11 protein-coding genes are annotated in these 13,036 nt (G+C 69.0%); 9 read left to right on the top strand and 2 right to left on the bottom strand.

Annotated features, from left to right (window positions below):
• Nucleotides 1-27: 27 nt before the first annotated feature.
• From VFZ09_RS14680 to VFZ09_RS14665, 4 genes are all read left to right on the top strand, one after another.
• Nucleotides 28-969, top strand: a complete 942-nt coding sequence (locus VFZ09_RS14680) for a DUF2381 family protein (RefSeq protein ID WP_329728191.1) — start codon at nt 28-30, stop codon at nt 967-969.
• 66 nt (nt 970-1,035) lie between these two features.
• Entirely contained in the window at nt 1,036-1,293 is a 258-nt protein-coding gene (locus VFZ09_RS14675; RefSeq protein ID WP_329728190.1) for a helix-turn-helix transcriptional regulator, read from the top strand.
• A 236-nt stretch (nt 1,294-1,529) separates the two neighbouring features.
• Entirely contained in the window at nt 1,530-5,159 is a 3,630-nt protein-coding gene (locus VFZ09_RS14670; RefSeq protein WP_329728189.1) for a hypothetical protein, read from the top strand.
• Nucleotides 5,156-5,938, top strand: coding sequence for a hypothetical protein (locus VFZ09_RS14665; RefSeq protein WP_329728188.1), 783 nt, complete (start codon nt 5,156-5,158; stop codon nt 5,936-5,938). The genes VFZ09_RS14670 and VFZ09_RS14665 overlap by 4 nt, the downstream gene beginning before the upstream one ends.
• Nucleotides 5,939-6,013: 75 nt before the next feature.
• On the opposite strand, the gene astB is transcribed toward VFZ09_RS14665, so the two are convergent.
• Entirely contained in the window at nt 6,014-7,339 is a 1,326-nt protein-coding gene (gene astB / locus VFZ09_RS14660) for an N-succinylarginine dihydrolase (RefSeq protein ID WP_329728187.1), read from the bottom strand.
• Between the two features lie 17 nt (nt 7,340-7,356).
• Here astB and VFZ09_RS14655 point away from each other — a divergent pair, with 17 nt between their 5' ends.
• The 5 genes from VFZ09_RS14655 to rpoN all read left to right on the top strand — a co-directional run bounded on the left by VFZ09_RS14655 (nt 7,357) and on the right by rpoN (nt 12,270).
• Nucleotides 7,357-8,271 (top strand): lysophospholipid acyltransferase family protein, encoded by a 915-nt coding sequence (locus VFZ09_RS14655; protein WP_414640702.1) that lies wholly within the window; start codon nt 7,357-7,359, stop codon nt 8,269-8,271.
• Nucleotides 8,272-8,285: 14 nt separating this feature from the next.
• The gene (lptC, locus tag VFZ09_RS14650; protein WP_329728185.1) at nt 8,286-8,825 is read left to right on the top strand and encodes an LPS export ABC transporter periplasmic protein LptC; all 540 of its coding nucleotides are present in this window, start codon (nt 8,286-8,288) and stop codon (nt 8,823-8,825) included.
• Complete coding sequence (locus tag VFZ09_RS14645; RefSeq protein ID WP_329728184.1) at nt 8,822-9,760, top strand: LptA/OstA family protein; 939 nt, start codon at nt 8,822-8,824, stop codon at nt 9,758-9,760. The genes lptC and VFZ09_RS14645 overlap by 4 nt, the downstream gene beginning before the upstream one ends.
• A complete protein-coding gene (gene lptB, locus VFZ09_RS14640; RefSeq protein WP_329728183.1) occupies nt 9,757-10,494 on the top strand; it encodes an LPS export ABC transporter ATP-binding protein in 738 nt (245 codons plus the stop codon). Before VFZ09_RS14645 ends, lptB begins: the two co-directional genes overlap by 4 nt.
• Before the next feature lie 261 nt (nt 10,495-10,755).
• Nucleotides 10,756-12,270: an RNA polymerase factor sigma-54 gene (gene rpoN / locus VFZ09_RS14635; RefSeq protein ID WP_329728182.1), complete on the top strand. Its 1,515-nt coding sequence runs from the start codon at nt 10,756-10,758 to the stop codon at nt 12,268-12,270.
• A gap of 153 nt (nt 12,271-12,423) precedes the next feature.
• On the opposite strand, the gene VFZ09_RS14630 is transcribed toward rpoN, so the two are convergent.
• Complete coding sequence (locus VFZ09_RS14630; RefSeq protein ID WP_329728181.1) at nt 12,424-12,888, bottom strand: L,D-transpeptidase; 465 nt, start codon at nt 12,886-12,888, stop codon at nt 12,424-12,426.
• Nucleotides 12,889-13,036 lie beyond the last annotated feature (148 nt).

Raw genomic sequence — 13,036 nt, 5'->3', positions numbered from 1 at the left:
CGTGTCCACTTCGGAGGTTCCCCCGTCATGCCCGTTCCATGCTCCACCACCGTTCTGTTGCTGCTGCTGCTCCACCCGGGCCTTCCCACCCCCGCCCAGCCCGCCATGGCCTCCTGGGACATGTCGGGCGCGCCGCGCTTCACGGTGACGGCGGACACGGCCGGTGAGGCCCGGGAGGTGCTCATCAGCCCCCATCGCGCCCTCGCGCTGCTCTTCAACATGCCCGTGCGCAGTGGGGGCGTCGTGGTGGAGGAGCGGGAGCGTTTCCTCCAGGTGTCGTTGTCGGAGGACGGGCGCATGCTCAACCTGCTGCCCTCGGACGAGCTGAAGACGGGCCAGCGGTTGCGGCTGACGGTGCGCTTCGCGGATGGCGCCACGCCCACGAGCGCGGATTTCACGCTGGTGGTGTCTCCGCGGGCCGAAGCGCAGGTGGAGGTGTACCGGGAGCTGCGCCCGTGCGACTCGTACCGGCAACAGGCGGAGGAGACGGAGGCGAAGCACCAGCAGTGCCAGACGCAGTTGGCACGCGAGCGCGCGGAGCGGGAGGCGCCCCGGGGGATCATCGGCCTGCTCGTCTTGCGGCAGATGGGGGAGGAGGGCATCCGCTCCAAGGTCATCACCGAGGAGGTCACCCCGCGCCCCGGAGAAGCCTTCCACGTGGAGCACGCGGTGAGCTACCGCGCCACGGGCGGGGAGAAGGAGTCCGAGGTGACACGGCTGGCGGTGGAGCTGAGGCTGTGGAACGAGGGGTCCAAACCGTGGACGCCCACGCACGCGCAGCTCGTGGGGGAGGGCGCGCGGTGGGACCTGGCGGTGTGGGTGCCGGGGCCACTCGGGCCGGGCAAGGAGGACCGTGTGCTGGTGGAGGGGGAGCGGCCCGGGCGCGCGGCCTCTGGCCCCTACGTGCTCGAGCTGTGGGACGCGGGCATGACCCGGACGGTCACCCTCTCGGGGGTGACTTTTCCGTGAGGGAAGACTCAACAGGTCTTCTTCCGCGTGCTAACCTCGGCGGGTCCCTTCACCGGAGCGCCGCCCATGTCCTCGATTCCCGTTCCCACCCGATATCTGCCCCAACTGGCCCGCTGGTTGCGCGCCACCCGGGTCAATGCGGGGCTCACCCAGCAGCAGGTGGCCGAGGCGAGTGACGTCTTCACGGGGGTGTACGGCCGGATCGAGCGCGCGGGGATGATCCCCACCGAGCCCACGCTCCAGCGGATATGTCAGGTGTTGAAGCTGGATTACCCATCCCTGGTGGAGCGGGTGACGCGCGGGGAGGAGCCTCCAGAGGGCTGAAGACGGACCCGTGCCCCGGGCTATGTTCCCGGGCGGTTGCCGTTTCAGGCGGCCCCCGCATGGTACAGGTGAGGAGGTGCGGCATGTCCACCCGTCGAGGTGATGCGTCCACCGCGTGCACACGGCCGCACCCGGCACGGGTGGCTTTGCCTGCCAGGGCACTCCAGGTCCTCGTGCTCGCAAGCTGCCTCGTGGTCAGCATGAGCGCGGCCGGCGAGGAGCCGAGACGGGTTGGGGTGACGCTCTCGGCCGACGCACATATGCGCGGGGGAGCCCGCGGTCCCCGTCTGGAAGATTGGAAGGAAGGCGCGCTCTCCCTCCGGGTGGTGGATCCCGGCCGACTCGTGGTGAAGGCAGGCGAGGAAGTCATCGCCGCGGGCGAGCTGAATTGGGGGGAGGACAAGCGGCTGCGGGTGGACCCGCTCGAGGGACACCCTCCAGCACCGCTGCCCCGGGTGGTGAGCCGCGAGCCAGGCCGGGAAGAGGTGGAAGTAGACGTCCCGGAGGGCATGGGCGCCGGGGCCATGCTCACCCTCACCTTTGAGTGGGGCTGGGACTATCGGGACACGCCCGCCCTGGAGCGCACCTGGCGCCTCCCACCCCTGGAGGACATTCCACCTGAGTGGCTGGAGGACGAGTGGGTTGAAACGGAGCGGGAGGACATGCCCGAGGATGGGGAGAACGGCGCGCTCACATTCCTCTCGGCCCAGGAGGCTTCCTTCCCCGTGCAGGTGGACCCGGAGCGGCCCGAGCTGCTCTGGGTGCCTGGGTACGCCTCGCGGGAGGAGCTCGCCTCGCGCCTCTTCGGGGATGGCGCGGCGGCGGGCGCTTTCGACATCGAGCCCCGTGCGCCTCCCTCCAGCGCCGCTGAAGTCCTCCAACTCTGCGTGCGCGTGCGCCACCCGCCAGCGCTCGTGCCACGGTTGCTCGCCACCCTGCGCGGTGCCCTGGAGGCGCAGTGGGAGGCGGATGTGGCCTGGAGCCGCTCCCAGCTCTCGGCGGCTGCCCCGGACAGGGCCGCGGCCGCCGCGCTGGTGGAACGCGGCCTGCGCTGGGCCCAGCGCTCGGACATTCCGGACGGGGCCGGGCAGAGCTACTTCGACCGCTACCTCCAGGCGCTCGGCCCCTGGCGGGACGAGGACTGGCCCTCCCTCGGTGAAGCCGCCGAGCCCCTGCGCAAGGCCATCGCCCTGCGCTCCAGGCGCTTCCAGACGAGCTACAACGTCATGGATGGCTTGTCCGTCCTGGCTCCGGGCAGCGTGGTGGGCCGCTTCTATTCTTCCGACGGCTCCAGCGTCCAGGCCCGCACCTGGTTGCTGCTCACCGAGGAGACGTCCCTGGAGCGGGCGGAGCTGCGGGTGCGCAACGCTCCCCGCGGCACCCCGCGCGTCATCCTCCCCGGGAAGGACGGGCGCTGGCGGGGCTACAGCGTCGAATTCAATACCACCCCCGGAGCTCCCGAGCCGCTCGAGAGCCCCGAGGGCAGTGCCTACTGGTACTACCCGGGCACGCTCCTCATCCGCCCGGGGGACTGGCGGCCCGGGCTGGGGGCCGGTACGGGCGAGTTGGCGGCCTTGCGGCGGGAGCTCCTCCAGACAGCCCTCGCCACGGCGACACCACAAGAGCCCCGGCCTCTGCTCGCCCTCGACCATGATGTGCTCTCCCTGCTCACCCCGGACGAGCGCCTGGGCGTCTTCAACACCGTTCTCACGGGCCCGGCGCTCACCTCCGACATGAGAGAGGACGCGGTGCACCTGCTGACGCGGGTGCTGCTGTCCACGCCGGACGGGGAATTCCCCCCGCTGGAGCGCAAGCTCACGTCGAGTGGGGCGCTGGAGAAGCTGCTCGGCGGCAACGCGCCGGAGGGCAAGGTGTTGCTGGGCCAGGCCTTTACCCAGAAGGCGCTCGCTTCGTTTCCCCTCGTGCTGGACGTCCTCGAGTCCCTTCCCACCTTCCACCTGGGACGTGAGGGCGAGACGACGCACCTGCTCAACGTCGCCCATGGGCAGGTGTCCACGGGGTTGGTGGCGCCAGAGGCGTGGGAGGTACGGCAGGGGGTGCGCCTGGGAGCCGAACCCGCCCTGCCCGGAGAAGCGGTGGGGCCCACGAGGCGCATGGCCTTGTACTTCCAGCCGGTGCGGCAGGAGTTCCAGGCGCGCTACCTGTCCTCGGTGGACGAGCTGCCGCGCAGCCGGGCCTTGCACCCGCTGGAGTGGGTACGGGTGGAAGTTCATGGGCCCCAACCGCGCACGCACCTGATGACGGCCATGGAACTGGCCCTGCTCGCTTCCACGCCGGACACGTCCGTCATCGGGTCGGCTGTTGGCCGCATCATCGAGATGCGGATGGTGTACGGCGCCGTGTCGGCCCTCTCGCGGGCGCCGCTGCTGACAGGAGCGCCAGCCATGGCCGCGCAAGGCGGCACGCTGGCGGAGGCGCGCGCAGCCGCGGTGCGCCTGTTCGTGGGCCGCATGTCGCTGGTGGCGACCCTGGCGGCGGTGGACACATACCGGGACGAGCTGTCGCGGACGCCCGAGGGAGGGGCCTTCCTCGCGGTGCACGACCTGGCCATGGTGGCGCTGGCCGGCCGGGACATCCACAAGCTGGCCACCTCGGGCATCGGACGCGAGCTGGTGAACCGGGGCGGGCTGGCGTTGAGCGCGGCGGGGGCCCGGGCCTCGTCCGGACTGCGTGAGTCGGTGGAGTCCGTCCAGGCCCTGGTGAAGACGCTGGAGCGGATGCTCGCCGAGGGCAAGGCCGTTGCGACACCGGACGGACTGCGGTTTTCCCTGCCTGGCGGCGCCGAGGCCTTCAAGCAGGCTTTCTTCGCCATCCGGGGGGAGATGGCCGCCGCACGGGCCCTCGGCGGCATTCGCGGCGCGGGGCTCGCGGCAGAAGGAGCCGAGAAGACGCTGGAAGCGTTGAAGCTGCTGGCGGCGGAGAGCCAGGAGATGGCGCTCGCCTACGGTGCGGTGGCACGGCGTGCGGCGGCGCTGCCGGCCGACAAGGCCCACGCCTACCTCGCCGCGGTGGAATCACTGCGCTCCTCTGCCCGTGGTGCGGCGACACCAGCGCTTGCGGAGTTGCTGCGGCACTCAGGAGCACGAGGTCTAAAGGACCCACTTGCCTTCCTGAAGGAGGCCCAGTGGCTCGTCAGTCACCCGGAACTTGAAACCGAAGCGGTGGTCGAACTGGCGAGGAAAGCGCGCAGGGGCCGTGTGGATTTGGGCTGGCTGCCCTCGACAGGGCTGGCCCTGGAGGATCTCAATGCCATGGCCAGGAATGAGAAGACATCTTGGAGGCTGTTCCGACGAGCAGCGGCGGAACCGGGCAATTTAGAGGTGCAACTTCGGGCACGTGAGCGACTCCGAGGCATCGCAGCGGAAATACTAACAGAGCGCAATGCGCAGAAGCTCTTCCCGGGCTTCCGGCTGACCGGACGGCAGGTGAAGATGAAGGAGGGTCACGTCATTGACAACGTGCTTACAGCAAAGACAGGGTCCAAGCTCCAACATGGAGTGGAAGTAAAAGGCTGGAACGACAACCGCTGGCGCAAGACGCTTGACACCTGGCTGACCAAGCAGGGCGGCGCCACGCTCAACAAACAACAGGAGGCGCTCGTAAAGCAACTCCAGCACTTGCTCGACCAACTCGCGGACGCAGCCAACGCACCCCGCGGGAAACCGTTCCTCGTCGTTACCGACAAGCTGAGTGGGCCGACCTGGGAAAAACTAACAGACTTCCTGCGAACAAACGCGCGGCAAACTCAGGTCATCGCGGTGGAGGAAGCTCAGATATTGGAGAAGACGAAGCAGTTGCGTGCGGCACTGAATCTGCCGGAGAACTTGTCGGGAGGTGCGCCATGAGCCGGTGGCCTCTCTGGGCGGTCCTGGCTCCAGGCGAGTCCGCACGGTTGGAGAGCCGCGCCCAGGCCATCGTGATGCCGGACTGGGACGAAGAGGACGGAGAAGAACTTCCCTTCAAGGTCATTCCGGGCAGTGGTCGCTACCACGCCATCGTGGGGACGGACCCCGGTGACGTGGGTGCAGAGATGCAACTCGCCGAGGAACTGTCCCTCGAATGTGATGAGCCCGTGTATTCGATTGAGCGCGCCAGCGACCCCTGGATCGTCATGTCATGGCGGAACGGGGCGCTTGAGGTCTTGGACGTGGACCCAGAATCACTGGCCACGTCTCTCGGCTGTCCGCTGCCAAGCCGCGAGGAATCTTCAGACTCGCCTGCAAATAATCCTCTGCGCAAAGTCGCCCTGGTGGAAGGAGTCAGGGCTGAGGATGCGCGCCGCGTTCTGGATGAGGCCGACGACCCATTTCCTCCGGGACACTACCGACTTGAGGACACGCCGCAAGGGCTCCGGATCTCCAGCGGCACAGGCAATATAGGGTACGCCGACATCACTGTGTCTGAACGGATTCCCCACGCGACCGTGTATGCAGTGATTGCCTCGCCGGACCTGGACGAGTTTTTTGTTACCGTGAGGCGGGGGGGGGAGGGCATCGAAGAACTCGCGCAGCCGCCTGAGGCGTTTCCTCGTCTGCCGGTCGTCAGCGAAATCAAGGGCGAGCGCTCGCCCGAGCGGATTCTCGCGGCCCTCGGCATCCCAGCGGAGTGGTTCCGGAATGAATGACGGGTGCCGGGGCGGCCTCGCCCTGGCCCCGTACACCCGTCCGAGCGGAGTGGCGTCGCCCGGTTCCACAATGCCTCACTTCTGGAAGTCGTAGACGTTGCCCAGGCCGAGGATGCGCGTGAGCTCGTCCAGGGCCGTCATCGTCTCGCGGGCCAGCTTCGGGTCCGCCAGGTCCCTGGCGCGCAGGTCCTCGCGGTAGTGCCGCTTCACCCAGCCGGCGAGCGTCTCGTGCAGCTCCGCGCTGTAGAAGACGTTGGCCTTCACCGCGGCGCGCTCGGCGTCCGTGAGCCACACGCGCTGGCGCAGGCACGCCGGACCGCCGCCGTTGTTCATCGACTGGCGCACGTCCAGGTAATACACGCGCTTCACCGGGTTGTTCTCCGCCACCACGCGCTCCAGGAAGCGCCGCGCCGGCTCCGTCTCCCGGCTCTCCTCGGGCGCGATGATGGCCATGGTGCCATCCGGCAGCGTCAGCACCTGCGAGTTGAACGGGTAGGCCTTCACCGCGTCCCGCGCCGGCAGCTCCTCGTTGGTGGCCAGCACGTACGTGAAGCCCTCGCCCAGCTTCTCGCGCAGCGTCTTCAGCAGCCCCCGCGGGTCCACGAAGGCCAGCTCGTGCAGCATGAGGAAGCTCTCGTTGCCCACCGCCATCACGTCCGTGTGGAAGGCGCCCGCGTCAATGCCCTCGGGAGCCTGCTGTGGCAGCAGCACCTGCGCCGGGTCCAACTTGTGGAGCCGCGCGAGCGCCTGGCTCGACTCGTACGTCTGCCGCGCGGGGAAGCGGGTGGGGTGGCGCACATCGTCCCGCCACGCGCTGCGGCCCCAGGCGAGCACGTGCACCGCCTTGTGCCCCGGCGTCACCAGCCGGATGTGGTTGGCCGCGCCCTCGTCCGCGAAGTGCCCGCCCCCGGGCAGCGGCGCATGCACCGCGAAGTGCTTCTCGTCCGCGAAGATGGAGCGCAGCACCGCGTGCGTCGTCTCCGCCTCCAGCGCCCGGTGGAACATCTGCTGGAGGTTGGCCGGCGTCAGGTGCATGCGCCCGTCCGCCGTGTCCTCCGAGGGCGCGCCCGTGGCCGCGTTCGCCGTCCACATGGCCGCCGAGCTGGACGTCAGCCGCAGCAGGTGCTCGGCCTCCTTCCCGGCCCGGGTGATGACCTCCTCGTCCGTGCCGGTGAAGCCCAGCGCGCGCAGCGTCTTGAGCGAGGGCCTCGGCTGTGGCGGTAGCACCGCCTGGCCCACCCCGAGGCCCGCGACGAAGCGCATCTTCTCCAGGCCCTGGAGGGCCGCCTCGCGGGGGTGGCTCACCTCGCCGCCGTGCAGGGAGGACGCCAGGTTGCCGGGCGACAGGCCGCCATAATTGTGGGTGGGACCGACGATGCCGTCGAAGTTGTATTCGCGCATGGGATATGGAAACGCTCGTGGAGCGCCCACCCTTAGCAAAGCGTCTCAAGCGTTTCCTCCGCTACCTGCTCGTCCGTGCGGCACTGGCCATCGTCAGCCTCCTGCCGCTGGGCCTGGCCCGGTGGTTGGGGGCGGGCTTCGGCCGGTTCGCCTTCGCCGTGGCCGACGGGGAGCGCCGCAAGGCCTTGAAGTCACTGGCCCGGGCCTTCCCCGAGAAGTCCGACGCGGAGCGGCATGAGCTCGCCCGCGCCTCCTTCCGCCACCTGGGCATGGCCGCCTTCGAGGTGGGCGCCACCGCCGCCATGGACCGGCGGTTGGAGCACCTGGTCCGCTGGGAGGCCCGCGACAGGAGCGTCCTGGAGGCGGCGCTCGCCCGGGGCAAGGGCGTCGTCTTCGTGTCCGGCCATGTGGGCAACTGGGAGTTGCTGGCCCGGCGGGTGGCGCGCGCGGGCTACCCCAGCCAGAGCATCGCCAAGGAGACCACGGACCCGCGGCTCACCGCGCTCGTCGAGCGGTTCCGCGCGCAGGGCGGGGTGCGCAGCATCTGGCGGGGCCAGGAGGGCGCGGCCCGGGCCATGCTGCGCGCCCTCAAGGCGGGAGAAGTCCTGGGGCTGCTCATCGACCAGGACATGAAGGTGCAGTCCGTCTTCGTGCCCTTCTTCGGTGAGCTGGCCGCGACGCCTCGCGCGGCGGCGGACCTGGCGCTGCGCACCGGCGCGGCGGTGGTGGTGGGCTTCTGTCAGCGGGAAGGCGACGGTTACCGCCTCTGGATGGAGGAGGTGCCCTGGCAGGCGAGCGGGGACCGCGAGGCGGATGCCGTGGCGCTCACGGCCGCTCTCTCGCTCGGCATCGAGGCGGCCATCCGCCGGGCCCCCGAGCAATGGGTGTGGATGCACCAGCGTTGGAAGACCCGTCCCACCCCCGCCCGGTGATAGAGATACGCCTCGTGCGACGTCCCCTCCTCAGCCTCCTCGCCCTCCTGGCGGCCTGCACCCAGAAGCAGGCCACCGAAGATGCCTCCGCGCCGCCCGCCGTGGTGATGCATGGGGTGCGGCTGCGCTCGTACGACGGCAGCACCCTGTCCATGACGGGCGAGGCCACGCTGGCCACCTGGGACCGGACGGGCGAGCTCACCGCCACCCAGGCCACCGTGCACGTGCCGGACAAGGGCGCGAACGGCACCGCCCCCAAGGGCAAGCAGGCGGGTGGCACGACGGTGCGCGCGAAGCTCATGGAGGGCAACCCGGGCGCGCGGCAGCTGGTGGCCTCGGGAGACGTGGAGGTGCGCACGGCGTCCGGCCTGGTGGCGCACACCCCGCGCGCCACGTATGACGGAAGCCAGCAGGTGGCGCGAGGCACGGAGGGTGTCGAGGTGACGGGACCGAATGGCCGCATGCGGGCGGACGCCTTCTCCCTGTCCTTCCCCACGGGGCAGTTCGACTTCGAGGGCTCGGTGCGGGCGAACGTCCAGGGGGCCACGCGGTGATTGAGTACCTGGTCACGGCCTTCTTCGTCGCCCAGCCGGTGCAGCCCGCCGCGGCCACCGCCAGCACGGGCACTCGCGCTCCCAACACGGCCGTGGCCGCCCCGAAGGGGGGCGAGACGGAGATCACCTCCAAGAAGATGACCATCCTGCGCGACCAGTCCACCTTGATGTTCAAGGAGGACGTGCGGGCCCGGCGCGAGTCGATGGACCTGCGGTGTGACGAGCTCACCGCGCACTACGCGCAGTACGCCGGCAAGTACACGGCGACGCGCGGCGAGTGCGTGGGCAACGTGCGCGCGGTGGACGGCGAGCGCACCGCCCAGGGCGAGCGGGCGGACTTCGACGTGCCTGGCCGCCTGCTCGTGGTGACGGGCAACCCCGAGGCGCAGGACCCCGCGGCCCACCTCGAGGGCTCCGAGCTGCGCCTGATGCTGGGCAGCCAGAACTTCGAGGTGAAGGACGCCACCGTCACCTTCAAGTCGGCGCCCGTCGAGGTGAAGGGGGCTCCGCAGAACAACCCCGTGGTCATCACGTCCAAGCGGGTGAATGGCACGCGCTCGCAGGCTGTCTTCTCGGGTGATGTGACGGTGAAGCACCGGACCATGGATTTGCGGTGCGACAAACTGACCGCCTACTACAACGGCACGCGGGAGGTGACGCGTGCCGATTGCGTGGGCAACGTGCGCGCGGTGGATGGAGATCGCCGCGCGAAGGGCGCTCGCGCCCGCCTCGACGTCCCCACCGGCATGCTGGTGGTGACGGGCAATCCCGAGGCGGAGGATCCGATGATCCACTTCCGGGGCACCCAGGTGCGCATGGCCCTCGGGGGCAAGAGCTTCGAGGGAGATGACGCCACCGTCGTCTTCAAGACGGCGCCCCTGAAGGAGCAGGAGCAGCGGCGCAAGGACAAGACGGGGGGAACGAAGCAGCCATGACGAGCCATCTCCACGCAGAGGGTCTGCAGAAGAGCTTCCGCAAGCGCCGGGTGGTGCAGGGCGTCTCCTTCCATGTCGCGCAGGGCGAGGTGGTGGGGCTGCTCGGGCCCAACGGCGCCGGCAAGACGACGAGCTTCAACATGGTGGTGGGCCTGGTGCGGCCCGACGCGGGGCGGGTGCGCGTGGACAACGAGGACCTCACGTCCCTGCCCATGCACCGCCGGGCCCTGCGCGGCCTGGGCTACCTCCCACAGGAGGCCTCCGTCTTCCGCAAGCTCACGGTGCACGAGAACTTCCTCTCCGTGCTGGAGCTGCAGAAGGGCCTGGACAAGGCGGCCCGGGAGCGCCGCGCCCGCGAGCTGCTGGAGGAGTTCGGCCTGAGCCACGTGGCCTGGTCCTTCGGCGAGACGCTCTCCGGGGGCGAGCGGCGCCGCGCCGAGATTGCCCGCTCGCTCATCCCCAACCCGCGCTTCATCCTCTTCGACGAGCCCTTCGCCGGCGTGGACCCCATCAACGTGGGGGACCTCCAGCGGCAGATCGCCCACCTGAAGTCCCGGGGCCTGGGCGTCCTCATCACCGACCACAATGTCCAGGACACCCTGGGCATCTGCGACCGCGCCTACATCATCGCACAGGGTGAAATCCTGGAGGAGGGCACCCCGCAGCAGATTGCCTCCTCGGCCCGGGCGCGGGCGGTGTACCTCGGGGAGCGATTCCGCTTGCAGTCGGTTTGAGGGCCGGGTTTCCGGCCCCGTGGGGGGCTCGCGGACCGGCTGGAGCCGCTCGCCGCCTCGGGCCGGCACGTCCATTGCGCAACGTCTCCCCGTTGGATGGAGACAGTGCAAGTAGGCGGAATAAAAGAAGAATTTCACAAAATGCAAAGTGCGGGCCGGACTCTCGGACACTGGACGAAGTCAGGGGGCCTTGCTACTTTGGCACGGTCCTTGATGGCGGGCCGCCGTCGAGTCGATTGTTGAAACGGGCGGGAGATAGAAATGGCGATGGAACTCAAGCAGAGCCTGAAGCTGTCGCAGCAGCTGGTGATGACGCCCCAGCTGCAGCAGGCCATCAAGCTGCTGCAACTCTCGCGGATGGAGCTGCTGGAGCAGGTCCGCGAGGAGATGGACCAGAACCCCCTCCTGGAGCAGCCCGACGAGACGCCTTTTGGCGATACCTCCGACAAGGAGCCGGGCGAGGCCTCCATGGAGGCGGCGAACACGGAGATGCCGGCGGGGGTGGAAGCCCGGACCCCGGACGCGGCGCCCGAGTTCAAGGCGGATGGGGATGGTCCGCCGGAGATCGACTGGGAGGCCTACCTCAACAGCTACCAGTTCAACGAGCCCACGACCGCCTCCAACAAGGGCAACGTGGCGACCGAGGACATGCCGTCCTTCGAAGCCAACCTGGTGGAGAAGGAGGACCTGGTCGATCACCTGCAGGAGCAGCTCGGGACGCTGCGGCTCAACGAGGCCGAGCGGCGCATCGGGATGCTGATCCTGGGCAACCTGGACCACGACGGGTACCTGAAGCTGGAGGACGTGGAGGGAGATCCGCTCATCCGCCTGGCCAACGAGGCGGACGTGCCCATGGGGCTGGCCGAGCGCACGCTGCGCCGCATCCAGAACCTGGAGCCCAAGGGCTGCGCCGCGAGAGATCTGCAGGAGTGCCTGCTCATCCAGGTGTCGGCGCTGAGGGACAAGCACGCGCCGCTGCTGGGCCTCATCATCAAGCGGCACATGAAGTACCTCGAGAGCAAGAACCTTCCGGCGATCGCGAAGGACTTGAAGGTGCCGCTCGAGGAGGTGGTGGAGGCGTCCAAGCTGTTGCCGAAGCTGGACCCGAAGCCGGGCCGCAACTTCAGCGGGGACGACGCGCAGTACATCACCCCGGACGTGTTCGTCTACAAGATGGGCGAGGACGAGTACACGGTGGTGCTGAATGACGACGGCCTGTCGAAGCTGCGGATTTCTGGCACGTACCGCAACGCGCTGAAGAGTGGCGGGGTGGGGCCGGGGCAGACGAAGGAGTTCATCCAGGAGAAGCTGCGCAGCGCGCAGTGGCTCATCCGCTCCATCCACCAGCGCCAGCGCACCATCTACAAGGTCACCGAGAGCATCGTGAAGTTCCAGAAGGACTTCCTGGACCAGGGGATTGCCCACCTCAAGCCGCTGATTCTGCGGGACGTGGCCGAGGACATCGGGATGCACGAGTCGACGGTGTCGCGCGTGACGACGAACAAGTACGTGCACACGCCGCAGGGCATCTTCGAGCTGAAGTACTTCTTCAACTCGTCCATTGCCCGCGTGTCCGGAGAGGACACGGCGAGCGAGGCGGTGAAGCACCACATCAAGCAGCTGGTGTCGCAGGAAGATCCGCGCAATCCGTACTCGGACCAGAAGATCGTCGAGCTGCTGAAGGCGCAGGGGACGGAGATCGCCCGGCGCACGGTGGCCAAGTACCGCGAGGTGCTGGGCATCCTCCCGAGCAGCAAGCGCAAGCGCTACTTCTGAGCGTGTCGCTCGAGCGGCTCGAGCACCTCGTCAGGACCCCTCGCCCCACCGAGCCCATTTCCCCTCGCCCTCCGGGAGAGGGACGGGGTGAGGGTGCCCGGTTCCCGGGTTGAGCCTGTGGCTCGCCCGGTGCTTCCCGAGTCCCGGGGACGTCTACTTGCGCGAAGCCACGGCGCCCGAGAGGTCCGGCAGGCCCGTGGGCGTGGCGGGCGGGGCCTTCAGGTTCGGATCGTTGATGCTGTCGACGATGGCCACCATGTCCCCCACCTTCAGCGCGTCGTAGAGGGCGATGATGTCGGCGTTGTCGTGGCGGACGCATCCGTGCGACACGTCCTCGCCCTGCTGTGCGGGAGCGCTGGTGCCATGGAGCTCCTCACCCGAGCGGGAGCCATCGGCCCACGAGAGGTCGATGATGCGAGGCCCGAAGACGGGTCCGCCCCACAGCTTCTTTCCGAGGGCGTGGGACTGGGCCTCGTCGAGCTTGCCCGTCACCTTCTTCAGGCCCGGGTCCGTCTGGGTGGCGCGAGTGCCCACGGCGTTGCCGAAGATGGACTGGAGCTTGCCCTGGGCGTCGAAAAGGAAGGTGCGGTGCTCGTTCTTCACCACCACGACGCGCACGGGCGTGCCGTAAGGGTCCGGTCCAGCCCAGGGTGTAGGCCATCAAGAAGCGTGGCACGGTGGCCGCGTGATGGACGGCACGTCGACAAGCCTATCGCTGCTGAGCCTGCTGCTGGGCCCACGACTCGGGGAGGAGTTCCGCGAGGCG

Source organism: Archangium sp., from assembly GCF_036277355.1.
Taxonomy (GTDB): Bacteria; Myxococcota; Myxococcia; order Myxococcales; family Myxococcaceae; genus Archangium.
Note: the sequence above shows the minus strand (reverse complement) of the source record. Positions and strands in the feature narration are given on the sequence as shown.